Annotated in this window: 20 protein-coding genes and 2 pseudogenes; 13 read left to right on the plus strand and 9 right to left on the minus strand. The window is 74.0% G+C overall.

Features of this window, described 5'->3' with window-relative positions; genetic code table 11:
- The first annotated feature begins 21 nt into the window (after window positions 1-21).
- From ACWD4P_RS25650 to ACWD4P_RS25660, 3 genes are all read left to right on the plus strand, one after another.
- Window positions 22-1,179 carry a type III polyketide synthase gene (locus tag ACWD4P_RS25650; protein WP_359824856.1) on the plus strand — a complete coding sequence of 386 codons (1,158 nt, stop codon included), beginning with the start codon at window positions 22-24 and terminating at the stop codon, window positions 1,177-1,179.
- Complete coding sequence (locus tag ACWD4P_RS25655; RefSeq protein WP_359824858.1) at window positions 1,179-1,766, plus strand: NUDIX domain-containing protein; 588 nt, start codon at window positions 1,179-1,181, stop codon at window positions 1,764-1,766. Before ACWD4P_RS25650 ends, ACWD4P_RS25655 begins: the two co-directional genes overlap by 1 nt.
- Window positions 1,767-1,920: 154 nt before the next feature.
- On the plus strand, window positions 1,921-2,373 hold the full coding sequence (locus ACWD4P_RS25660) for an SHOCT domain-containing protein (RefSeq protein WP_449781185.1): 453 nt from the start codon (window positions 1,921-1,923) through the stop codon (window positions 2,371-2,373).
- A gap of 121 nt (window positions 2,374-2,494) precedes the next feature.
- On the opposite strand, the gene ACWD4P_RS25665 is transcribed toward ACWD4P_RS25660, so the two are convergent.
- Window positions 2,495-4,984, minus strand: a complete 2,490-nt coding sequence (locus ACWD4P_RS25665; protein WP_449781186.1) for a Tex family protein — start codon at window positions 4,982-4,984, stop codon at window positions 2,495-2,497.
- A gap of 238 nt (window positions 4,985-5,222) precedes the next feature.
- On the opposite strand from ACWD4P_RS25665, the gene ACWD4P_RS25670 reads away from it, so the two are divergent.
- A complete protein-coding gene (locus tag ACWD4P_RS25670; RefSeq protein ID WP_449781187.1) occupies window positions 5,223-5,615 on the plus strand; it encodes a PPOX class F420-dependent oxidoreductase in 393 nt (130 codons plus the stop codon).
- Between the two features lie 81 nt (window positions 5,616-5,696).
- A complete protein-coding gene (locus tag ACWD4P_RS25675) occupies window positions 5,697-6,596 on the plus strand; it encodes an aminoglycoside phosphotransferase family protein (protein WP_359830386.1) in 900 nt (299 codons plus the stop codon).
- Between the two features lie 58 nt (window positions 6,597-6,654).
- Here ACWD4P_RS25675 and ACWD4P_RS25680 read toward each other — a convergent pair whose 3' ends face one another.
- On the minus strand, window positions 6,655-6,996 hold the full coding sequence (locus ACWD4P_RS25680; protein WP_359830383.1) for a DUF5713 family protein: 342 nt from the start codon (window positions 6,994-6,996) through the stop codon (window positions 6,655-6,657).
- 279 nt (window positions 6,997-7,275) lie between these two features.
- Between ACWD4P_RS25680 and ACWD4P_RS25685 the strand changes: the two genes are divergently transcribed.
- The 3 genes from ACWD4P_RS25685 to ACWD4P_RS25695 all read left to right on the plus strand — a co-directional run bounded on the left by ACWD4P_RS25685 (window position 7,276) and on the right by ACWD4P_RS25695 (window position 9,346).
- On the plus strand, window positions 7,276-7,929 hold the full coding sequence (locus ACWD4P_RS25685) for a TetR/AcrR family transcriptional regulator (protein WP_359830380.1): 654 nt from the start codon (window positions 7,276-7,278) through the stop codon (window positions 7,927-7,929).
- An 11-nt stretch (window positions 7,930-7,940) separates the two neighbouring features.
- Window positions 7,941-8,675, plus strand: a complete 735-nt coding sequence (locus tag ACWD4P_RS25690; protein WP_359830377.1) for a tyrosine-protein phosphatase — start codon at window positions 7,941-7,943, stop codon at window positions 8,673-8,675.
- A gap of 110 nt (window positions 8,676-8,785) precedes the next feature.
- Entirely contained in the window at window positions 8,786-9,346 is a 561-nt protein-coding gene (locus ACWD4P_RS25695) for a DinB family protein (protein ID WP_449781188.1), read from the plus strand.
- Between the two features lie 176 nt (window positions 9,347-9,522).
- Here the strand turns inward: ACWD4P_RS25695 and ACWD4P_RS25700 are convergent.
- Window positions 9,523-10,353: pseudogene (locus tag ACWD4P_RS25700) on the minus strand (pentapeptide repeat-containing protein); the annotation flags it as partial.
- Window positions 10,354-10,482: 129 nt separating this feature from the next.
- Between ACWD4P_RS25700 and ACWD4P_RS25705 the strand changes: the two are divergent.
- Complete coding sequence (locus tag ACWD4P_RS25705; protein ID WP_449781189.1) at window positions 10,483-11,139, plus strand: GNAT family N-acetyltransferase; 657 nt, start codon at window positions 10,483-10,485, stop codon at window positions 11,137-11,139.
- A 26-nt stretch (window positions 11,140-11,165) separates the two neighbouring features.
- Here the strand turns inward: ACWD4P_RS25705 and ACWD4P_RS25710 are convergent, their stop codons facing one another.
- Complete coding sequence (locus ACWD4P_RS25710) at window positions 11,166-12,002, minus strand: SGNH/GDSL hydrolase family protein (RefSeq protein ID WP_449781190.1); 837 nt, start codon at window positions 12,000-12,002, stop codon at window positions 11,166-11,168.
- 293 nt (window positions 12,003-12,295) lie between these two features.
- A pseudogene (locus ACWD4P_RS25715) lies at window positions 12,296-12,679 on the minus strand (winged helix-turn-helix transcriptional regulator); the annotation flags it as partial.
- A 97-nt stretch (window positions 12,680-12,776) separates the two neighbouring features.
- Here ACWD4P_RS25715 and ACWD4P_RS25720 point away from each other — a divergent pair.
- Together ACWD4P_RS25720 and ACWD4P_RS25725 are read left to right on the plus strand one after the other, a co-directional pair.
- Window positions 12,777-13,991 (plus strand): pyridoxal phosphate-dependent aminotransferase, encoded by a 1,215-nt coding sequence (locus tag ACWD4P_RS25720; RefSeq protein ID WP_359825795.1) that lies wholly within the window; start codon window positions 12,777-12,779, stop codon window positions 13,989-13,991.
- Between the two features lie 20 nt (window positions 13,992-14,011).
- Window positions 14,012-14,344 carry a YnfA family protein gene (locus ACWD4P_RS25725; protein WP_359825797.1) on the plus strand — a complete coding sequence of 111 codons (333 nt, stop codon included), beginning with the start codon at window positions 14,012-14,014 and terminating at the stop codon, window positions 14,342-14,344.
- 131 nt (window positions 14,345-14,475) lie between these two features.
- Here ACWD4P_RS25725 and ACWD4P_RS25730 read toward each other — a convergent pair whose 3' ends face one another.
- The 3 genes from ACWD4P_RS25730 to ACWD4P_RS25740 all read right to left on the minus strand — a co-directional run bounded on the left by ACWD4P_RS25730 (window position 14,476) and on the right by ACWD4P_RS25740 (window position 17,227).
- Window positions 14,476-16,143 carry a purple acid phosphatase family protein gene (locus tag ACWD4P_RS25730; protein WP_449781191.1) on the minus strand — a complete coding sequence of 556 codons (1,668 nt, stop codon included), beginning with the start codon at window positions 16,141-16,143 and terminating at the stop codon, window positions 14,476-14,478.
- Window positions 16,144-16,351: 208 nt separating this feature from the next.
- Window positions 16,352-16,606: a hypothetical protein gene (locus tag ACWD4P_RS25735; RefSeq protein WP_359825802.1), complete on the minus strand. Its 255-nt coding sequence runs from the start codon at window positions 16,604-16,606 to the stop codon at window positions 16,352-16,354.
- 204 nt (window positions 16,607-16,810) lie between these two features.
- Window positions 16,811-17,227 (minus strand): (2Fe-2S) ferredoxin domain-containing protein, encoded by a 417-nt coding sequence (locus ACWD4P_RS25740; RefSeq protein ID WP_359825804.1) that lies wholly within the window; start codon window positions 17,225-17,227, stop codon window positions 16,811-16,813.
- Between the two features lie 205 nt (window positions 17,228-17,432).
- On the opposite strand from ACWD4P_RS25740, the gene ACWD4P_RS25745 reads away from it, so the two are divergent.
- Window positions 17,433-18,485 (plus strand): AraC family transcriptional regulator, encoded by a 1,053-nt coding sequence (locus ACWD4P_RS25745; protein WP_359825806.1) that lies wholly within the window; start codon window positions 17,433-17,435, stop codon window positions 18,483-18,485.
- A gap of 262 nt (window positions 18,486-18,747) precedes the next feature.
- Here ACWD4P_RS25745 and ACWD4P_RS25750 read toward each other — a convergent pair whose 3' ends face one another.
- Window positions 18,748-20,403 (minus strand): FAD-binding dehydrogenase, encoded by a 1,656-nt coding sequence (locus tag ACWD4P_RS25750; protein ID WP_449781192.1) that lies wholly within the window; start codon window positions 20,401-20,403, stop codon window positions 18,748-18,750.
- Between the two features lie 395 nt (window positions 20,404-20,798).
- Between ACWD4P_RS25750 and ACWD4P_RS25755 the strand changes: the two genes are divergently transcribed.
- On the plus strand, window positions 20,799-21,737 hold the full coding sequence (locus ACWD4P_RS25755; RefSeq protein ID WP_449781193.1) for an SGNH/GDSL hydrolase family protein: 939 nt from the start codon (window positions 20,799-20,801) through the stop codon (window positions 21,735-21,737).
- Window positions 21,738-21,834 lie beyond the last annotated feature (97 nt).

Here is a 21,834-nt window from a genome sequence, read left to right on the forward strand (position 1 = left end):
GCACTGGGGAGACCCGCACCCATGGCCACGCTCTGCCGCCCCGCCATCGCCGTACCCGAGCACGTCATCACCCTCGACCAGACCCTCGACCTGGCCCGCACCCTGCACGCCGGCCACCCCCGGCTCGGCCTGGCGCTGCGGCTGATCGAGAACACCGGGGTGCGCACCCGGCACCTGGTCCAGCCCATCGAACGGACCCTCACCCACCCGGGCTTCACCGTCCGCAACGAGGTGTACGAGCGCGAGGCCAAGCGGCGCGTCCCCGAGGTGGTCGAACGCGCCCTCGCCCACGCCGAGTTGACGGCCCGCGACATCGACCTGATCGTCTACGTGTCCTGCACCGGCTTCATGATGCCGTCGCTGACCGCCTGGCTGATCAACACCATGGGCTTCCGCTCCGACACCCGCCAGGTGCCGATCGCCCAGCTCGGCTGCGCGGCCGGCGGCGCCGCCGTCAACCGGGCGCACGACTTCTGCCGCGCCTACCCGGGCGCCAACGTGCTGATCGTCGCCTGCGAGTTCTGCTCACTCTGCTACCAGCCGACCGACCTCGACGTCGGCTCGCTGCTCTCCAACGGCCTCTTCGGGGACGCGGTCGCCGCCGTCGTGATGCGCGGCAACGGCGGGCACGGCGTGCAGGTCGAACGCAACGGCTCGCACCTCGTCCCGCACACCGAGGAGTGGATCTCGTACGGGGTGAAGGACACCGGCTTCCACTTCCAACTGGACAAGCGGGTGCCCGGCACGATGGAGATGCTGGCGCCCGCGCTGCGCGGCCTGGCCGGCGAACACGGCTGGGACGTCTCCGGGCTCGGCTTCTACATCGTGCACGCGGGCGGCCCGCGCATCCTGGACGACCTCTGCCGCTTCCTCGACCTGGAGCCGGCCACCTTCCGCTACAGCCGGGCGACACTCACCGAACGCGGCAACATCGCCAGCGCCGTGGTCTTCGACGCCCTGGCCCGGCTGTTCGCCGACGGCGGCGCACCCGAGGGCACCACCGGGCTGATCGCGGGCTTCGGACCGGGCATCACCGCCGAGATCTCGCTGGGCAGTTGGATCGGCGCACCCGCCGAGGGGGCGCGGCCGCGCCGGCCGCGCGCCATCTCCACCTCCGACATCGCCCTCGTCCATCCCACCGCCCCCCGCCGTTTCCCGACCGGCACTACGATCTCCTGATGACCGATACCACGGAGCGCACCGACACCTCTGCCAGATCCGCCGAACTCGCCGCCCTGTTCCCCGCGTTGCACGCGCCGCAGTACTGGAGCTGGGGCCGCTTCGACGCCCGGTTCTCCACCGAGCTGCCGCCGGACGCACTGGTCACCAACATCCACCTGGTCGGCTTCGCCGACGACCGCGTGGTGCTCTGCCGGGACGACCGGGACCACTGGTTCCTGCCCGGCGGCACCCGGGAACAGGACGAGACCATCGCCACCTGCCTCGACCGCGAGCTGCGGGAGGAGGCGGGCGCCCGGCTGATCGGCGAGCCGCACTGGCTGGGGGCGCACCGCTGCCGCACCGAGGACCCGGCGCCGTACCGGCCGTGGCAGCCGCACCCGGAGAAGGCCTGGCTGTGGGGCTGGGGCGAGGTCGCGCTGGAGTCCGCGCCGACCAACCCGGCGGACGGCGAGCAGGTGGTCGAGGTCCGCGCGGTGCCGCCCGCGGAGGCCAGGCGGCTGCTGCTGACCGGGCACGACGCCTGGTGGGGCGAGCTGGTCGAGCTGGCGGTGGAGCTGCGCCGGCGGGCGGCCGGGCAGGGCTGAGCCCTGGGCCGAGCCCGCTGCGGCGCCTCCCCCACGGGTGTGGCCGCGGCTGCTTCCGCGCGCGCTCCCGCGGTTATTCCCGCAGAGCCGGAAGACCACTGGAACGGCCGAACACCAGCGAGCCATGTCCGTTTTGCGGTGATATGACTCGGCCATGGACACCACATCGCTGGCCGTGGACTACCCGGCGCTCCACATCTTCTGGACCATGCTGGAGCTGTTCCTCTGGATCCTCTGGTTCTTCCTGCTGTTCAAGATCATCACGGACATCTTCCGCAGCCACGACCTCGGCGGCTGGGGCAAGGCCGGCTGGCTGGTCCTGGTGATCATCCTGCCGCTGATCGGCGTCCTCGCCTACCTGATCGCCCGCGGGCAGTCGATGGGCACACGGGACGTCGAACAGGCGCAGCGGTCCGAGGCCGCGTTCAAGGCCTACATCCGGGACGCGGCCGGCACCGGGCCGGGGGGCGGCGGTGGCGGCTCCACCGCCGTCGGTGCCACCGGCCCCAGCCACGTCGAGGACCTGGCCCGGCTGGCGGACCTGAAGGAGAGGGGCGCCATCTCCGACGAGGAGTACCAGAAGGCCAAGGACAAGCTCCTGGCCTGACCCGGCCCGGCGGGCGCCGATCGGGGCCGATGGGTTCCCCCAGCGGCCCCGTGGCCCGGCGCCGGCCTCGACCGGGTCCGTCGCCGCACCCGGCCGGGCCCGTCGCCGCCCCAGGCCGGGCTCAGCGCCGCCCGGAGCGCCGCTCGCCCGGGCCGTCGCCACCGCCGGCCAGGCCGGCCCGGCGCAGCGCGTCCGCCATGGCGCTGTTGGCGGGCGCACCGCCGCCGAAGCCGCCGCGGTCCCCGCCACGCTCACCGCCTCCGCGCCGGTCCTGGCCGCCACGGCCACCCTGGCCGCCCTGACCGCCCCGGTCACCTCGGTCGCCGCCGCGGCGCTCCTGGCGCGGCGGGCGGGCCTGGCGCTCGCCACGGTCCCCGCGCTCCCCGCCGCGCTCGCGCCCGACCTCGTCGTCCAGCCGCAGGGTCAGCCCGATCCGCTTGCGCGGCACGTCCACCGTGAGCACCCGGACCTTGACGATGTCGCCGGGCTTGACCACCTCGCGCGGGTCCTTGACGAAGTTCTTCGACAGCGCCGAGACGTGCACCAGCCCGTCCTGGTGGACGCCCACGTCCACGAAGGCGCCGAAGGCGGCGACATTGGTCACCACGCCCTCCAGCACCATGCCGACCTCCAGGTCGCCGATCTTGTCGACGCCCTCCTTGAAGACGGCGGTGCGGAAGGCCGGACGCGGGTCGCGGCCCGGCTTGTCCAGCTCGCCGAGGATGTCGGTGACGGTCGGGACGCCGAAGGTGTCGTCGGCGAAGTCCGCCGGGCGCAGCGCCCGCAGCCGCTCGCCGTTGCCGATCAGCTCGCGCAGCTCACCGCCGGTCGCCGCCAGGATGCGGCGCACCACCGGATAGGCCTCGGGGTGCACGCTGGAGGCGTCCAGCGGGTCCTCGCCGCCGGGGATGCGCAGGAAGCCGGCGCACTGCTCGAAGGCCTTGGGGCCGAGCCGGGAGACGTCCTTGAGCTGCTTGCGGGTGCGGAACGGGCCGTTGGCGTCGCGGTGCGCCACGATGTTGTCGGCCAGCGTGCCGGTGACCCCGGAGACCCGGGTGAGCAGCGGCGCCGAGGCGGTGTTGACGTCCACGCCGACGGCGTTGACGCAGTCCTCGACGACGGCGTCCAGCGAGCGGGAGAGCTTCACCTCGCTCAGGTCGTGCTGGTACTGGCCGACACCGATCGACTTGGGGTCGATCTTGACCAGCTCGGCCAGCGGGTCCTGGAGCCGGCGGGCGATCGAGACCGCGCCGCGGATCGACACGTCCAGGTCCGGCAGCTCCTGCGAGGCGAACGCGGAGGCCGAGTAGACCGAGGCGCCGGCCTCGCTGACCATCGCCTTGGTGAGCCCCAGCTCGGGGTGGCGCTTCAGCAGGTCCTCGGCGAGCTTGTCGGTCTCCCGGGAGGCGGTGCCGTTGCCGATCGCGACCAGGTCGACGTCGTGCTTCCTCGCCAGCGCGGCCAGGGTGGCCAGGGACGCGTCCCACTTGTTGGCGGGCTGGTGCGGGTGGATCGTGTCGTGCGCGACGACCTTGCCGGTGGCGTCCACCACGGCGACCTTCACCCCGGTGCGGAAGCCCGGGTCCAGTCCCATGGTGGCGCGGGTGCCGGCCGGGGCGGCGAGCAGGAGGTCCCGCAGGTTGGCGGCGAACACCCGTACCGCCTCGTCCTCGGCCTCGGCGCGCAGCCGGGACCGCAGGTCGATGCCGAGCCGGACCAGGATGCGGGTGCGCCAGGCCCAGCGGACGGTGTCGCCCAGCCACTTGTCCGCCGGGCGGCCGCGGTCGGCGATGCCGAAACGGGCCGCGATCCGCTGCTCGTAGTCGTTGTCGCCGGGCAGGTCGCCCTCGGCCTCGCCCTCGAACGGGGAGAGGTCGAGGTCGAGCACCTCCTCCTTCTCGCCGCGCAGCATCGCCAGGATGCGGTGCGAGGGGAGCTTGGTGTACGGCTCGGCGAAGTCGAAGTAGTCGGCGAACTTGGCGCCGTCGCCCTCCTTGCCGTCGCGGACCCTGGCGACCAGCCGGCCGCGGGTCCACATCCGCTCGCGCAGCGAACCGACCAGGTCGGCGTCCTCGCCGAAGCGCTCGACCAGGATCGCCCGGGCGCCCTCCAGCGCGGCGGGGCCGTCCGCGACCGACTCGTTCAGGTACCGGCCGGCCAGCGCGGCCGGGTCCTGGGACGGGTCGGCGAGCAGGGTGTCGGCCAGCGGCTCCAGACCGGCCTCGCGGGCGATCTGCGCCTTGGTGCGCCGCTTCGGCTTGAACGGCAGGTAGATGTCCTCCAGGCGGGCCTTGGAGTCCGCGGCGAGCACCCGGGCGCGCAGCGCGTCGTCCAGCTTGCCCTGTGCCTCGATCGACTCCAGGACGGCCGCCCGGCGGTCCTCCAGCTCGCGCAGGTAGCGCAGCCGCTCCTCCAGGGCGCGCAGCTGGGCGTCGTCGAGGGAGCCGGTGACCTCCTTGCGGTAGCGGGCCACGAAGGGGACGGTCGCACCGCCGTCGAGCAGGTCGACGGCCGCCTTCACCTGCCCCTCGCGGACACCCAGCTCCTCGGCGATCTTCCGCTCGATCGCCTGCTGGGCCTGCCGGGCCACCTGTTCGACTGCCGTGGTCACGAAGCCGGTCACCTTCTCCATCAGTGCTTGCGCCGTACGCCCTGCATTCTGGCAGGTACCGACGACGACGACCGGCCGCGCCCGGGACGGCCGGGCGTGGCGCGGGCCGCCGGGAGCCCCGTCGCCGACGGCCCGGGCCCGTCGGGAGCCGGCGGGCCCGGCCCCGGCGGAACGTCGACGGGCTTGGCCCCAGCGGGACTTGAGCGGGGCCCAGCCGCGCCTTCCTAGGCTGACGGGCATGGACACTCTGGATGCCGCCGCCGAGCTGGAGCGGCTCGCCGCCGCCAAGTACCTGCTGTTCACCACGTACCGGAAGAACGGCACTCCGGTCGCCACCCCGGTCTGGGTCGCGCGCGACGGTGACGCACTGGTCTTCACCACCGTCACGAAGACGGGCAAGGTCAAGCGCCTGCGCAACCGTTCGGACGTGCTGGTCGGACCGAGCGACATCCGCGGGAACCTGCTCGGCGCCCAGGTGCCGGCCACCGCGGCGCTGGACCCCGACCGGGCACCCGCCTACCGGAAGCTGCTGCGGCGCAAGTACGGCCTGCTGTGCGCGGTGGCGCTGACCGCCAACGTGCTGCGCTTCGGCAAGGGCGGCACCATCGGGGTGCGCGTCACCTTCGACTGATCCGCTTCGAACCACCGTCGCAATGTGCGCAGTTCGGGAATCCTGCTGAACGGAAACGATCTGCGCTGTACGCTGCCGGGCATGTGCGCTGCCACCCGGATGCACCCCGACGGACCGCTGGTCGACGCGGCCCTGGTGCGGCGGCTGATCTCCGCCCAGTTCCCGCAGTGGGAGCGCCTCCCGGTCACCCCCGTCCCCACCCGCGGCGCCGACAACGCGATGTTCCGCCTCGGGCCCGAACTCGCCGTCCGGCTGCCCCTGGTGGAATGGGCCGCCGGCGGCCCGCGGCGGGACCAGCAGTGGCTGTCCCGGCTGGCGCCGCGACTGCCGCTGCCCGTCCCGGCACCGCTCGCGGTCGGCCGGCCCGCCGCCGGCTACCCGTGGGAGTGGTCGGTGCTGCACTGGCTTGACGGCAGCAACCCGGTCGTCAACGCCCTGGCCGCACCCCAGGCCCTGGCCCGCGACCTGGCCGGCTTCGTCAACGCCCTGCGCGCCGCCGACCCGGCCGACGCCCCCGCCTCCCAGCGCAGCGTCCCGCTCGCCTCCCGGGACGGCGCCACCCGCGCCGCCATCGCCCAACTCGCGGGCTCGATCGACACGGCGGCCGCGACCGCCGTGTGGGACAAGGCGCTCCGGCTGCCCGAGTACGCCGGCCCGCGGGTCTGGCTGCACGGCGACCTCACCCCCGGCAACCTGCTGCTCGCCGGCACCGGGCGGCTCTCGGCCGTCATCGACTTCGCCCTGACCGGCATCGGCGACCCGACCGCCGACCTGATCGTCGCCTGGAACCTGCTGCCCGCCGCCGCCCGCCCGGCCTTCCGCGCCGCCCTGCACGCGGACGAGGCCACCTGGGCCCGCGGCCGCGCCTGGGCGTTCTCCATCGCCCTGGTGACGATCCCGTACTACCGCCACACCGACCAGGCGCGGACCGCCAACGCCCGCCACGTCGTCCGGGAAGTGCTGGCCGACCGCAGCGTGTAGCCGCCCGGCCGGGGCCCTCGCCGGCCGGGCGGGGCCCGGCCGCTCGGGGGCCCGTCGGTCACCAGTTCCGGGGCGCGATCATCTCCTCCACGTCCACGTCCACGAACCCGTAGGCCGTCGCCACGACCCAGAAGTCCTCGGCGATCTCCTCCCGCGCCGCCGTCTCGATCTCGCTCCCCGCCGCCTCGAACTCCGCCTCCAGGGCGTTGAACTCCTCCGTCGCGGCGTGGGAGAGCACGTACAGGGCCGCCAGACCGGCCGGCTGCTCGGCCTCGATCCGCTCGCACAGCCGCACCAGGACCGCCCGGCCCTTGTCGACGACGTGATCGGGGAAGTACGGGTCCTCGTACATCCCCCGCAGGAACGCGTGCTCCGCCGCCCGCTGATTCGTGATCGCCACGACACCCTCTCCGTCACCGCCCGGCCCGCGGAGGATCCGCAGAAGAACCGACGCGCCGATCGTGCACGACGGCACTGACAACGACGGCACCGGCAACGGCGGCGCCGACAACGGCCGCACCCCTGCGGGTGTGCGGGCTCGCCGACCCGCGGACGAGGATCGAGATCGAGGCCACCGCCCGCCGGGCCTCGGCCTGAGACGCGCCCGCCGGGAACACGCCCACCGGAAGACCCGGTCAGAAACCTGCCCCGGTCAACACCCACTGCTAGCCTGATGCACATGACAGGACTGCGGGAGCTGAAGAAGGAGCGGACCCGGCGGGCCATCTCCGAGGCGGCCATCACGCTCTTCCTGGAGCACGGCTTCGACCGGGTGTCCGTGGCGGACGTCGCGACGGCCGCCGAGGTCTCCAAACCGACGCTGTTCTCCTACTTCCCCAGCAAGGAGGACCTGGTCGTCCACCGCTTCGCCGACCACCAGGAGCAGGCCGCCGAGGTGGTCCGCGCCCGGCAGCCCGGCGAACCGGTGCTCGACGCGCTCCTGCGGGACTTCCTGGCCGGCCTCGCCCGACGCGACCCGGTCACCGGACTCAACGACCACCCCGCGGTGCTCGCCTTCACCGCGCTCGTGTACGGCACCCCCAGCCTGGCCGCCCGGGTCGGCGAGTACGTGGCCCGCGCCGAGCGGTCGCTGGCCGCCGCACTGCGCGAGGACCCCGGACTCCCCGGGCCTCGGGACCTCACCGCCGCCCTGCTCGCCGCCCAGGCCACCGCCACCCAGCGGGTCCTCGCCCTGCACAACTGGCGCCGCATCCAGGACGGCCGCACCGCCGACGACCTGTACGCCGAGGCCGTCGACGACGCCACCCGCGCCTTCGAACTGCTCACCCGCGGCTACGGCCCTCCCACCGGGGAGCCTCGGACCGCTGACTAGAGTGTGCGCGCATGACGACGCGTCACCACTCCTTCGATGCCCTGCACAACTTCCGCGACCTCGGCGGCTACCCGGCCGCCGGCGGACGGTCCGTCCGGTGGGGGCTGCTCTACCGCTCCGACTCGCTCGGCAAGCTCGGCTCCCCCGCGGACCTCGACCGGCTCCGGGCCCTCGGCGTACGGACCGTGATCGACCTGCGCTACCCCTGGGAGATCGCCGCCAAGGGCCGGGTGCCCGAGTTCGAAGGGCTGGAGTACCACAACCTCTCGATCGAGCACCGCCCGTACGACCAGGCCGAGATCGACCCCGGGCTCGACCCCTGGCGCCACCTCGCCGACCGCTTCGCCGAGGTCGCCGAGGACGGGGTGAAGGAGATCCGCCAGGCCCTGGACGTCATCACGGCCGCCGAGGCCCCGGTCGCCTTCCACTGCGCCTCCGGCAAGGACCGCACCGGGCTGATCGCCGCCCTGCTGCTCACCCTGCTCGGCGTCGGCGAGGACGACATCGCCGCCGACTTCGCGCTCACCGAACTCGCCACCCCGCACCTCGTGGCCGACTGGCACGCCGCCCACCCCGGCCGCACCCTGCGCTGGCCCTCCTACGGGCGCGCCCCGGAGGCCGTCATCCGGCTCACCCTCGCCGACCTGGCCGCCCGCCACGGCTCCGTCGAGGCCTACCTCACCGGCACCCTCGGCGTCGACCGCGACCAGGCCGACGCCCTGCGCACCCGGCTGCTGACCGACTGAGCCCACGCGCCGCGCGGCGGCGGGCCGTCGGCGCCGTCCGGGCCCGCGGCCCGCGGCCCGCGCGATAAACCCGTGGCGGGAGCGGACGGTCACGAACGACGATGCACGGCATGACCGAACAACTCGCGCGCTGGACCGAGGCCACCGTCCACCCCGACATGTGGGCGGACCCGGACGACGACCCCCGCAACAACGACGGGCCCGCCCCGGACGGCGAACTCGGAGCGATCCACGACGCCCTGACGAACCATCGGATCACCGTGCGGCTGAAGTGCGACGGCCTGGACCCGGAGCAGCTCGCCCGGCGCTCGGTGCCGCCGTCGACCATGTCGCTGCTCGGGCTGGTCCGGCACCTCGCCGAGGTGGAGCGGGACTGGCGGAACTGGATCACCGACGGCGAGCCGCTGCCCAAGCTGTACGGCGCACGGGACGCGGACTTCGACGGCGCCGTCGGCGAACAGGCCGTGGTGGACGCCGCGTTCCGTGACCTGGAACGCGAACAGAAGGCCCTGGACACCGAGTTGGCCGGGTACCAGGACCTGGGCGAGCGGGTCGGGAAGCACCGGATCGCGATCCGGGAGCTGCTGGTGCACCGGGTCGAGGAGTACGCCCGCCACTGCGGCCACGCCGACCTGCTGCGCGAGTGCGTCGACGGCCGGGTGGGCCAGTAGCCCCGGGCCTACCGGTTGCGGCCGCCCCCGGCGGGGCGGCCGCCGCCCTTGCCGGAGCGGGGCCCGGCCGTGCGGCCGGCGCCGCGCCCGCCCGCACCCTGGGCGCCGCCCCTGGCGCCTCCGCCGCCACCCCGGCCGTTCCTGGCACCGGCCGCCGGGGCGGGGGCGGTCTCGGGCCAGTGGCCGGGCCGGGTGAGGGCGGCCGGGAGGCGGGTGGTGGCGTCGCCGCGGGCGGCGTCGAGCTGGGCCTGGGTGACGAAGAGCGCCGTGGTGAGGTCCGCGCCGGCCAGGTCGGCGTCCCGCAGGTCGGCGCCGACCAGGTCGGCGAGCCGCAGGTCCGCTCCGGCGAGGTCGGCCGCGACGAGCAGGGCGCCGCGCAGGTTGGCCCCCCGCAGGTCGGCGCCGCGCAGCCGGGCGCCGAAGAGGTCGGCGCCCCGGAGCTCGCGGCGGCGCGGGACCTCGGCCCGGACCAGTTCGCCGGCCCGCAGCAGCAGCTCGCTGACCCGCTGCCGGTGGGCCGGGACGTCGACGGCGAGGATCTCCTCGGGGGTGCCGCCGGCCAGCCGGTCGGTCTCCGCCAGGGCCTGCCGCAGCTCCTCGTGGACGGGGAGGGCGGGGGCGAAGGTGAGCGCCTCGGTGAGGTACCGCAGCAGCTCGTGCAGCTGCCGCACGACCGGGAAGACGTCGAACATCGCCTTGGCGCTGTCCGGCTCCTCGCGCCAGCTGCGGCCGCCGAAGGTCACCTGGGAGACCCGCTGCCCGGCGCCGAAGCAGTCGTAGACGGTGCAGCCCTGGAAGCCGCTCTCGCGCAGCCGCACGTGGATGCCGCAGCGGAAGTCGGCCTGGAGGTTGTGGCAGGGACTGCCGGGCAGCTTGTTCATGGCGAAGTCACCGCCGGCGGAGAACGGCAGGGCGACGCAGCAGAGCCCGAAGCAGTCGGCGCAGTCGGACTGGAGCGGGGTCGGCGCGGCCGCCGTGGGGTCCTGCGGCGACTCGGTCTCGCGCACGTTCCGGGGTCCTTCCAGCGACGGGCGCCGGGCGGCGCCGTGAACCCGGAAATCCTACTGGGCAGACGCCCCTCGACGTCTGTAAGGTATGAATCCCGATAGAGACCATTACAAACGGGGGTGGGCGTCATGCAGGACCCGAACACCGGGGAACTCGTCCGGATGTGGATCGCGGGCTGGTCCGTGTCCCGCGGCTCCGCCGACCCGGTGGACCGGCCCTGGGGCTGGAGCATCGACGTCGGCGCACCGGTCGGCGAGGTGGGTCGGCACGTGCTGCCGGAACCGACCGAGGCCGACGTCCGCAAGCTCGGCGAGACCGTCACCGCCCCGGGCACCTGGCTGAAGCTGTTCGCCGAGGACGCCACCGTGCGCCCCTGGCTGGACGAGCGGTGGCGGCTGGACGCGCCGGGCTTCCTGATGAGCGTCCCGCTCGCCGCCGAGCGGCCCGCGGCCCCGGCCGGGTACACCGTGACCACCTGGGAGCGGGGCGGGGTCCTGCGGGTACTGGTGCGCACCGAGGAGGGGCACCTGGCCGCGCGCGGCCAGGCGGGCCTGGCCGGCCCGGTGACGGTACCGGACCAGATCACCACCGTGCCCGAGCACCGCCGCCGGGGCCTGGGCGCCCTGGTGATGCACACGCTCCAGTCCGCCGCGCACGCTCGGGGCGCGCGCACCGGCGTGCTGGTCGGCACCCCGGAGGGACAGGCGCTCTACACCGCGCTCGGCTGGACCACCCACGCCCCGATGGCGAGCCTGGTCCTGGAGCCGACCGGCCCCGAGTCCTAGAATCCCGGCCCCGGCCCCGGCTGCGGCTACGACTGCGGCTGGTACGGCAGCAGCTCCGGACGCTTCGCCGGGCGGCCGTCTCCCGAGGAGCGGCCGGTGAGGCGGCGGCCGATCCACGGGCCGACGTGGGTGCCGAGCCAGCGGGCGTCCTCGCGCAGCCGCTCGGCGCGGCCGGCCCGGTCGGCGGCGGGCAGCGGGGCGCGCCAGTCGAAGGCCGCGGGGCGGCCGAGCGCCTCCAGCACGCCCTCGGCGACCCGGCGGTGGCCCTCGGGCGACAGGTGGAGGCGGTCCTCGGCCCAGAGCCGGCGGTCGTCGAAGCAGGGCGCGGAGAACAGGTCGACCACGGCGAAGCCGTCCTGGCCGCCCAGTTCCTGGACGAAGCCCTTCATCCGCAGGATGGTCGGCAGCAGCCGGGTGCTGCCCGCCATCCGGCGGGTGGGGTCGGTGCTGGTGAACAGCACGACGGTGGCGCCGGTGGCGCGCAGTTCGGCGGCGCAGCGGCCGAACTGCCGCTCGACCTCGTCGATGTCGCAGCCCGGGCGCAGCACGTCGTTGAGGCCGCCGGCCAGGGTGACGAGTTCGGCGCCCATCGCGGCGGCGGTGGCGAGCTGCTCGTCGTGGATCTGGCCGATGAGCTTGCCGCGGACGGCGAGGTTGGCGTACCGGAAGCCGGCGCCCTCACCGCTGTTCTCGGCGGCGCCCTCACCGCTGCCCCCGGCGGCGTGCTCGGCGGCCAGGGCCTCGGCGACCCGGTCCGCCCAACCCCGGTAGTGGCCGTCCGGCAGCAGGTCGTCGCACATGCCCTCGGTGAAGGAGTCACCGACGGCGACGTAGCTGGCGTAGCTGCGGTAGGGGGTGGGCACGGGCTGGCCTCCGCTCTCCTGGACCGATTCCTGCGGTTCGACGATCCGACGATCGTACGTCCGCACCGGCCCGGGGCGGCGGCCGGGCCCCGGCGCTCACCGCACGTCCGGTACCCGTTCATCGGCCCGCGCCATCCCGGGCCCGCGGGGCGGCGGTCGGTGACGGGGCCCTGCCGTCGCCCCGTCGCCCCGTCGCGCGGAACGCCTCCGGAACGCCGCCGGGGAGCCTCCGGGGAGCCGTCGGACCACCGGTCGGGGCGCACGAGGCACCCGCCGCGCCCGGTCGACCGTCAGCCGGCCGCGACCTCCGCCTTCGGCGGCGTGAACCAGTGCTCGCGCACGGCGTCGGTGGGCCGCTGCTCGCCGAGGGCGGCCAGGCCCCACTCCCCCAGCGCCTCGACGACCGGCCGCAGTTCGCGGCCGCGCCCGGTCAGTTCGTAGACCGTCGCGCTGGCGGGCCGTTCGAGCTTGCGGCGGGTGGCCAGCCCGTCGGCCTCCAGCTGCTTGAGCCGGGCGGCCAGGATGTCGGTGGAGACGCCGGGCAGGTCGGCGTGCAGGTCGGTGTAGCGGCGCGGGCCGCCGAGGAGCTCACGGACGATCAGGAGGCTCCAGCGCTCCCCCACCGCGTCCAGGGCGCGGGCGACGGCGCAGTACTGGTCGTAGCTTCGGCGTGACATGCGGATCAGCATAGCCAAGAGGTTGGACTTTCCAAGTACACACTTGGTAGAACAAAGCTGAAGCAACGGAGCGGTGGTGACGGTCGGGAGGCCGCAGATGGAGTTTCGACAGTCCAGCAAGCTCAATGACGTGTGCTACGAGATCCGGGGCCCGGTGGTCGACCAGGCCAACGCCCTGGAGGAGGCCGGGCACAGCGTGCTGCGGCTGAACACCGGCAACCCCGCCCCGTTCGGCTTCGAGGCGCCCGAGGAGATCATCCAGGACATCATCCGCAACCTGCCCCGGGCGCACGGCTACAGCGACTCGCGCGGCATCCTGCCGGCCCGCCGGGCGGTGGTGCAGTACTACCAGCAGCGCGGGGTCCAGGGCGTCACCGTCAATGACGTCTACCTCGGCAACGGCGTCTCCGAGCTGATCCAGATGGCCGTCACCGCGCTGGTGGACGACGGCGACGAAGTGCTCGTGCCGATGCCCGACTACCCGCTCTGGACGGCCGCGGTCCGGCTGGCCGGCGGCAAGGCCGTGCACTACCTGTGCGACGAAGAGGCCGAGTGGTACCCGGACCTGGACGACATCGCCGCCAAGATCACCGCCCGCACCAGGGCGATCGTCGTCATCAACCCCAACAACCCCACCGGCGCGGTCTACCCGAAGGAACTGCTGGAGGGCATCCTCGACCTGGCCCGCCGCCACCACCTGATGGTGCTGGCCGACGAGATCTACGACAAGATCCTCTACGACGGCGCCGAGCACCACTGCCTGGCCGCCCTGGCCGACGACGTGCTGACCCTCACCTTCAACGGCCTCTCCAAGTCCTACCGGGTGGCCGGCTTCCGCAGCGGCTGGCTGGTCGTCTCCGGCCCCAAGCAGCACGCCACCGACTACCTGGAGGGCCTGACCATGCTCTCCGGCATGCGGCTGTGCCCCAACGTCCCCGCCCAGTACGCCGTGCAGGCGGCGCTCGGCGGCCACCAGTCCATCAACGACCTGGTACTGCCCTCCGGCCGGCTCACCGAACAGCGCGACATCGCCGTCAAGGCGCTCAACGAGATCCCCGGCGTCAGCTGCGTCAAGCCCAAGGGCGCGCTCTACGCCTTCGCCAGGCTGGACCCGGCCGTGCACCGGATCGTCGACGACGAGCGGTTCGTGCTGGACCTGCTGCTGCGCGAGAAGATCCACGTCGTCCAGGGCACCGGCTTCAACTGGCCCCGCCCGGACCACTTCCGCTTCGTCACCCTGCCCCGGGCCGACGACCTGGAGACGGCCATCAACCGGATCGGGCGATTCCTCGCCACCTACCGCCAGACCTGAGGCACGTAGGCTGGGCGGCCATGACCGTCCTGCGCTCCATCGCCCTGTTCGCCCTCGCCGCGCTCGCCGAGATCGGCGGCTGCTGGCTGATCTGGCAGAGCGTGCGCGAGCAACGGCCGTGGTGGCTCGCCGGGCTGGGCGTGGTGGTGCTCGGCGCGTACGGCTTCGTCGCCGCCCTGCAGCCGGACAGCGACTTCGGCCGGGTGCTGGCCGCGTACGGCGGGGTGTTCGTGGCCGGCTCACTGCTGTGGGGCATGGCCGTGGACGGCTTCCGGCCGACCCGCTACGACGTGCTGGGCGCGCTGATCTGCCTGGCCGGGGTGGGCGTGATCATGTACGGCCCCCGGCGCTGACCCGGCTCCGAACGCACCGGGGCCCCGGCACCGGACCTCCGGCGCCGGGGCCCCACCGGCCCTACGGGACCAGGGACTCGTCCCACCACGGGCGTCGTCCCATCAGGGGCGTGCCCTACCAGGGGCGTGTCCTACCAGCCCCAGCCGCCGCCCTGGCCGTCGTCGTCGCGGTCCGAGTCCCAGCCCTCGCCGACCTTGCGCAGGATCGTGTAGTTGTCGATCTGCGTGCCGTCCTCGGCCAGCGCGGTGACCTTCATGACCGACTTCTGGCCCAGCTGCTTCGGGGTGACGTCGACCTTGATGAAGGAGTAGCCGGTGTAGCGCACCCGCGACCACTGGATGGTCTCGGGGGTCTTCACCTTGCCCTTGCTCCAGTAGTAGGTCTTCACCTCGTCCTGGTGGTTCTCGTGCCCCTCGTAGGTGTCCGGCACGTCGAACTTGTACAGGCTGCGGCCGGCCGCACCCGCGGTGACGTAGACCACGCCGTCCTTGGCCGGCTCGATGGTGGCGCCGCTCGGCACCTGCTTCGAGACCTTGTTGCCGAGGATCGCGTCGGTGCGCTCGTAGATGTGGTTGTGGCCGTTGATGACCAGGTCCACCCGGTACTTCTCGAACAGCGGCACCCAGGCCTCGCGGACACCGCCCTCGGAGGCGTGCGCGACGGTGGTGGAGAAGGCGCAGTGGTGGAAGAAGACCACGACGAAGTCGACGGTCTCGTCGTTGCGCAGGTCCTTGAGGGTGCGCTCCAGCCACTTGGTCTGCTTGTTCGCCGAGATGCCCAGGTTCGCCGGGATCTCGTAGGAGACGTCGTTGGCGTCCAGCGAGATGACGCCGACGTTCTTGTAGCGGAAGGTGTAGACGCCGGGGACGCTGCGCGGGTCCGGGCCGTTGTTCGGCAGGAAGAAGCGGGCGTTCTCGCCGCCGTAGCCGTTCGGCGAGTACCAGGCCTCGATGTCGTGGTTGCCGTACGCGACCATCCACGGGATGTCGGCGGCGACCGTCTCGGTCTGCACCAGGAAGTCGTCCCAGGTCTTCGCGTTGAAGACGGACTTGTCCGGGTCGGTGCCGGAACCGGCCGGGTCGGCGTAGCAGATGTCGCCGGCGTGCAGGTGGAAGGCCGGGTTCTGGGCCTTGATGATGTGGTCGTTGCCGGCCGCGTGCGAGCTGACGCCCTGGTCGCCGAAGGCGGTGAAGGTGAACGGCTCGTACACCTTGCCCCAGCGGTGGTCGCGGGACGGCGCGGTGCGGAAGGTGTGCAGGGTGGAGATCCGCTGCTGCGAGGCCGGGTCGAAGCCCTCGTGGCCGACACCGTAGTAGTAGGTGGTGTCGGGGCGCAGGTCCTCCAGCGCCACGTGCAGGTAGTACTGGTCCACCGGCTGGCTGTTCGGGGTCAGCGCCGGGGTGTGCAGGGCGCGGACCTCGGCCTGGACCTTGTGGCTCAGCTCCCACGGGGTCCTGCCGAAGCGCAGGAACGGCTTCTTGACCGGGGCCGGGACCTGCCAGGAGACGCGGAACTGGGTGTCCGGCTCCGGGCCGAACTGGAGGTGACGGCCGATCGGCGCGACCAGCGAACCGTCGACACCGCTCGTCGTGCCACCGGTCAGCAGCTGCGGACCGGCCGGGGCGGCGAAGGCCGTCCCGCCGCCCAGCGCGCCACCGACGGCGACGGCGCCCACCGTCACGGCGCCGGCGCGCAGCATCCGGCGGCGGGAGAAACGGGCCCGCAGGTACTCGTGCTGCTCGGCCATGCTCATGCGGTCGGCAAGCTTGGCCGGCACGCCCATGTTGGGGATATCCATGCGCGGGACTCTTTCAGCGGCGCGTTGATCGCGCACGGACGCCGGGTGAACGGGTCGCAGCGTACCCCCCATTCGAACGCCAATGTTCGACCATGATTCGGTAAAGGACGTGCCCGTACCGTCGTGACGCCGCATCATGGCCCCCGGCGGCCCCACGGACGAGGCGGTGTCCGGCCGCCCCCGCGGACGGCCGGCCGGGGCCGGAGGGTCAGCCGGAGGGCTCGTCCCACTGGGTCGCGGTCCGGTTGCCGGTGCCGTCGCAGGTGCGGCAGATCTCGTCCCGGTAGGCGTGCTTGGCGCCGGTCGCGTCCACCCGGTAGCGCACGTACACCCCGGTGCCGTCGCAGAGGAAGCAGTTGCCGCCCCCGCCGCCCACCTCGGTGGTTCCGGTGCCCTGGCAGGTCCGGCAGCTGAGTCCGGCGGTCCGGCCGGTGCCCGCGCAGATGCGGCAGACCGTCGTCATCGGCTTCTCCCTCGCGCGGAACGCGGAAACGGCTGGGCGGCGTCCGGAACGGCCCGACGCCACCGGTCATGGTAGTGGGGAAGGCCCCGGGGCGGACCCGGGTCCGTCGTCGGCGGCCGTGATCTGACGATCAGCCAGTACCTCCGGGGTGCGGCCCCGCTCCGGCGGGCCCCCGCGGCCTCACTCCGGCAGGCCCTCGCGCCCTCACTCCGGCAGGCCCTCGCGGACCCGCCGGGAGACCGAGATCAGCTGGAGGTCGAGCAGCCCCGGCGGATCGGCGAGACCCGGACCGCCCGCGCGCACCCAGGCGGCGATGTCGTCGATCATCTCGTCCATCAGCACGAAGCCCAGCCACACCGGCCGGCCGCCCGCCGCCCGGCCCTCCGCGGAGGGGCCGACCACCACCACGTTGGACTGGGTGCACACGTCCAGGCACTTGACCGCCCGGACCCGGCCCGCCGAGCCCACCGCCGTCCGCAGCCGCTCGTACTGGCCCGCGTGGTCCACCCCGGGGTGCTTCGCCTCGGTGCCGCAGCAGCAGCCCCGGCAGACCGTGACGGTCACCGGGGCGCCGGCGCCCCGTTCGCGGACCCGGGCACCGTCGCGGTCTCGGCGGCTCATCGGTTCTCCTGACCCCTCCTGGCCGACGGCTCCCTGCGCACCGGCCTCCGCACTGTACCCGGCACCCCACCACCACCCCGGCCGCGGGTCGGATCCCGGTATGACAAGACTCTCAACAGGAGCCCCTCCCTTCGCTTAGGATGCGCACGACTCCGCGCCGACAAGGGGGGAAGCGCGGGTCACTCTCACGGGCAGGGGGACATCCGTGGCCACCGAAGCGGAGCCGAGAACCACCGGAACAGCACCGAGAACCACCGAAGCCGCACCGGGAACCGCCGGAACGGCGCCGCCAGGAGCCGGGACCGGTCCGGTCTCGCTCTACGAGGGGAACAGCATCGAGGAGCTCCGCCACGTGGTGGGCGCCCGGCTGGCCCCGCACCGGCTGACGGTGCGGGGCGAACAGCGGCTCCCGGGCCGGTTCCGCTCGTTCCACGAGGGCCCGGTCGCGCTCTACGACCTCGGGTACGGGGCGCCGGTGCACCTGAGCACCGGGGACCTCCCGGACTTCTACAACGTCATCCTGCCGTACGCCGGGGGCGGCCGGGTCGTCAGCAACGGCACCGAGCTGCCGTCCGCGCTGTCCGTGGCCGGGCCCGGGGACCGGGTCACCATGGAGTGGGACGCCGAGGCCCTGAACGGGGCGCTGGCGATGTCCCGGGAGTCCGTGGAGGAGGCGCTCGCCGTACGGCTCGGCGACCTGCCGCAGGACCAGCTGCACTTCACGCCCGTCCTCGACCCGGCCGACCCGGCCGTCCGGGACTGGCTCCGACTGGCCGACGCCTTCCGCGCGTTCTGCGTCTCGGAGCTGGGCCGCCGGTCCCCGCTGGGCATGCGGCAGTTCGAACGGCTGCTGGTCGACACCCTGCTGGACGCCCAGCCCCACTCACTGAGCCGGACACAGCCCGACCGCGGCCGGGCCCCGCTGCCCGGCCCACTGCGCCGGGCCGCCGACTACTGCGCGGAGCACGCCGGCGAGGCGCTCTCCGTCGCCGACATCGCCCTCGCCGCCCGGGTCAGCCTGCGCACCCTGCGGGAGGGCTTCCGGCGCCACCTGGACACCACGCCGCTGGCCTACCTGCGGCGCGTGCGGCTCGACCGCGCCCACCACGACCTGCTCGCCATCGCCGACGGCCGGGCCCACGGCACGGTGACCGAGGTCGCCTGCCGCTGGGGCTTCACCCACCTCGGCCGGTTCAGCGCGGACTACCGGCGCGCCTACGGGCGCTCGCCCTCGCAGACCCTCGGCCGCAACTCCTGACCTCCGCCCGCCGCTTCGGCCCGGGGCCGGCACGTCCGGCCCGGGCCCGACGACCTGGCCCGGGCCCGGCGGCGGACTGTCCGGAAAGATCCGCCGCCCGGGGCCGGAAGTGGATAGTCCCGGCCGACGGAGCGCGGGAGGCTTGGACAGGCCGTGCCGGTGCGCCCCCCACGGGGGAGGGGGCGCACCGGGTCGTGGGCCCCGCGCGGCCCTCCCCGACGCGCCCGCACGGCCCGCCGTCCGGCCTCGGCGCGCGCCCGCGCTACCCGACCGCGCGCGCCGCCGCCCGGCCGGCCGTGCGCCCCGAGAACAGGCAGCCGCCCAGGAACGTCCCCTCCAGCGAGCGGTACCCGTGCACTCCCCCGCCGCCGAACCCGGCCGCCTCGCCGGCCGCGTACACGCCCGGCAGCACCTCGCCGTCCGGCCGCAGCACCCGGGAGTCCAGGTCGGTCTCCAGTCCGCCCAGCGACTTGCGGGTCAGGATGTTCAGCCGGACGGAGATCAGCGGGGCGGCGGCCGGGTCGAGGATGCGGTGCGGGGCCGCGGTGCGGACGAGCCGGTCGCCGAGGTAGCGGCGGGCGCCGTGGATCGCGGTGACCTGGAGGTCCTTGGTGAAGGGGTTGGCCAGCTGCCGGTCGCGCTCCTCGACGGTGCGGCGCAGCCCGTCCGGGTCGATCAACGGCCGGCCGGCCTTGGCGTTCATGCCCCGGGCGAGGTCGGCGAGGTTGCCCGCGACCACGAAGTCCCGCCCGTGCCGCAGGTGGCCCCGGACCGGGGCGGGGGCGCCGGGCAGCGCCCGGCCGAGCACGCCGCGCACCGACCTCCCGGTCAGGTCGGGGTTCTGCTCGGAGCCGGAGAGGGTGAACTCCTTCTCGATGATGCGCTGGTTCAGCACGAACCAGGTGTACTCGTACCCGGTGGACATGATGTGTTCGAGCGTCCCGAGGGTGTCGAAGCCGGGGAACAGCGGGACGGGCAGCCGCTCGCCGCGCGCGTTCAGCCAGAGCGAGGACGGGCCGGGCAGGATGCGTATGCCGTGCCGGGCCCAGATCGGGTCCCAGTTCTCGATGCCCTCGGTGTAGTGCCACATCCGGTCGCCGTTGATCAGGCTGGCCCCGGCCCGGCCGGCGATCTCCAGCATCAGTCCGTCGACGTGCGCGGGCACCCCGGAGAGCAGCTTGGCGGGCGGGGTGCCCAGCCGGGCCGGCCAGGCCTTGCGGACCAGGTCGTGGTTGCCGCCGATGCCGCCGGAGGTGACGACCACGGCCTGGGCGCGCAGCTCGAAGCCCCCGGCCACCTCGCGCGAACTGGCCTCGCCCCGGCCCGCCGGGCTCGGCACCAGCACCTCGCCGGTGACGGTGTCGACGGCGCCCGCGGTGGCGGACAGCCCGGTGACCCGGTGCCGGAAGCGCAGGTCCACCAGGCCGCGCGCGGCGGCCGCGCGGACCCTCCGGACGAAGGGCTCCAGCAGCCCCGGCCCGGTGCCCCAGGTGATGTGGAAGCGCGGCACCGAGTTGCCGGGCCCGTCGGCGAGGAGGCCGCCGCGCTCGGCCCAGCCGACCACCGGGAAGAACCGCACGCCCATGCCGTGCAGCCAGGCGCGCTTCTCGCCCGCCGCGAAGTCCACGTACGCCTCGGCCCAGCGGCGCGGCCAGGCGTCCTCGGGCCGGTCGAAGCCGGCCGTGCCGAACCAGTCCTGGCGGGCGAGGGCGTGCGAGTCGCGGATCCGCATCCGGCGCTGCTCGGGCGAGTCGACCAGGAAGAGGCCGCCGAAGGACCAGTGCGCCTGGCCGCCGAGTCCGGTCGCGGGCTCCTGGTCGAGCAGGATCACCTTCCGTCCGGCGTCGGCGAGTTCGGCGGTGGCGGCGAGGCCCGCGAGGCCCGCCCCGATGACGATGACGTCGGCGTCCAGGGCCATGCGCAGTCCTCCGTCGCGGCTCGCGGTGGCGGCGCGTCCGGGACGCGCCGCCGCTGTGCGCCCGATACTGCGGCCGGTGGTGACGTCCGGTCAACCGGCGGGCGGGGAGCGCCGACCCGAATTCCGCTCCGGGCCGTTTCGGAATTGCCGCGAAGAGTCGCACTAAGAGTCGCACGAAGAGTCGTACGGAGAGCCGTGTGAAGCCGCGCGAGGAGCCGCGCGGCCCACCGGCGGGCGAAATGCGAAATGCCGCCCGGCATCCGCCTGACGGAATGTCGGCGATTTCCGCGCACACCATGGACGTCCGGGAAATCCGGCAGTAACTTACCTGCGAGTAGCCACGGCCCGGCCCGGCACGACCCCCACCCGTCGTTTCTCTCCCCCCAGGAGGAACCGTGCTCCGCCCTGCCCGGAAATCCCGGCACCTCCGGAATTCCACCGCCCTCGCCGCGGTCGCCCTCGGCGCCGCGCTCGCGCTCACCTCCACCGCCGCCCAGGCCGCCGCCCCGGCACCGAAGCACTACGTGGCGCTGGGCGACTCCTACGCCGCCGGCGCCGGCGTGCCGGGCCAGTCGGCCGGCCTGTGCCTGCGCTCCGACCGCAACTACGGCCACCTGGTCGCCGACGCCCTCAAGGCGGGCACGTACACCGACGTCACCTGCTCCGCCGCCAAGATCAAGGCGATGACCCAGCCCCAGTACGACGCCTTCATCAGGGTCAACGACCCGCAGCTGGACGCGGTGACCGCCGACACCGACCTGGTCACCCTCGGGATCGGCGGCAACGACCTCGCGGCGAGCGACCTCGGCCTCGGAGAACTGGTCGCCACCTGCAGCGCCGGCGCCGTGGTCAACCCGCTCGGCACGCCCTGCAAGGACGTCTACCACCACGGCCACTGGGACTGGAGCACGATGTCCTGGCAGTACGGCACCGACGACCTGGCCGAGCGGATCCGCACCACCATCGCCCCGCAGCTGGCCGACACCCTCCGGCGCGTCCACGCCAAGGCGCCCGGCGCCCGGGTGCTGCTGGTCGGCTACCCCTCGGTGCTGCCCGCCGACGGGTCGCGGTGCGTCCTGCGCCAGCCGGTGACCCCGGGCGACGTGGAGTACATGCACGGCGTGCTCGACAAGCTGAACGCCGCCCTGGAGTCCACCGCGGCCGCGAACGGCGCGACCTACGTGGACACCGCGACGCCGACCCTCGGGCACGACGTCTGCTCGGACGACCGCTGGATCGAGGGCGCGCTGCCCGGCTCGCCCGCGGTGCCGTTCCACCCGAACGCGACCGGCGAGCGGGTGATGGCGCAGGCGGTGCTCGCCGCCCTGAAGTAGCGCCGGCGCGGTCCCGGCCGCCGCGCACCGGCCCGCGCGGGCCCGGGAGGACGCGCGGCCCCGGAAAGCCCCGAGGGGCCGGTGACCCGACCCCGGT

The organism is Kitasatospora sp. NPDC002543, assembly GCF_053594915.1.

Coding starts and splice junctions, on each gene's coding strand:
- ACWD4P_RS25655 (WP_359824858.1), top strand. CDS start 1,179: ATGACCGATACCACGGAGCGCACCGACACCTCTGCCAGATCCGCCGAA.
- ACWD4P_RS25670 (WP_449781187.1), top strand. CDS start 5,223: ATGGACACTCTGGATGCCGCCGCCGAGCTGGAGCGGCTCGCCGCCGCC.
- ACWD4P_RS25735 (WP_359825802.1), bottom strand. CDS start 16,606: ATGACGACGGTCTGCCGCATCTGCGCGGGCACCGGCCGGACCGCCGGA.
- ACWD4P_RS25750 (WP_449781192.1), bottom strand. CDS start 20,403: ATGGCCCTGGACGCCGACGTCATCGTCATCGGGGCGGGCCTCGCGGGC.
- ACWD4P_RS25675 (WP_359830386.1), top strand. CDS start 5,697: ATGTGCGCTGCCACCCGGATGCACCCCGACGGACCGCTGGTCGACGCG.
- ACWD4P_RS25740 (WP_359825804.1), bottom strand. CDS start 17,227: ATGAGCCGCCGAGACCGCGACGGTGCCCGGGTCCGCGAACGGGGCGCC.
- ACWD4P_RS25720 (WP_359825795.1), top strand. CDS start 12,777: ATGGAGTTTCGACAGTCCAGCAAGCTCAATGACGTGTGCTACGAGATC.
- ACWD4P_RS25695 (WP_449781188.1), top strand. CDS start 8,786: ATGACCGAACAACTCGCGCGCTGGACCGAGGCCACCGTCCACCCCGAC.
- ACWD4P_RS25685 (WP_359830380.1), top strand. CDS start 7,276: ATGACAGGACTGCGGGAGCTGAAGAAGGAGCGGACCCGGCGGGCCATC.
- ACWD4P_RS25725 (WP_359825797.1), top strand. CDS start 14,012: ATGACCGTCCTGCGCTCCATCGCCCTGTTCGCCCTCGCCGCGCTCGCC.
- ACWD4P_RS25650 (WP_359824856.1), top strand. CDS start 22: ATGGCCACGCTCTGCCGCCCCGCCATCGCCGTACCCGAGCACGTCATC.
- ACWD4P_RS25730 (WP_449781191.1), bottom strand. CDS start 16,143: ATGGATATCCCCAACATGGGCGTGCCGGCCAAGCTTGCCGACCGCATG.
- ACWD4P_RS25660 (WP_449781185.1), top strand. CDS start 1,921: ATGGACACCACATCGCTGGCCGTGGACTACCCGGCGCTCCACATCTTC.
- ACWD4P_RS25690 (WP_359830377.1), top strand. CDS start 7,941: ATGACGACGCGTCACCACTCCTTCGATGCCCTGCACAACTTCCGCGAC.
- ACWD4P_RS25705 (WP_449781189.1), top strand. CDS start 10,483: ATGCAGGACCCGAACACCGGGGAACTCGTCCGGATGTGGATCGCGGGC.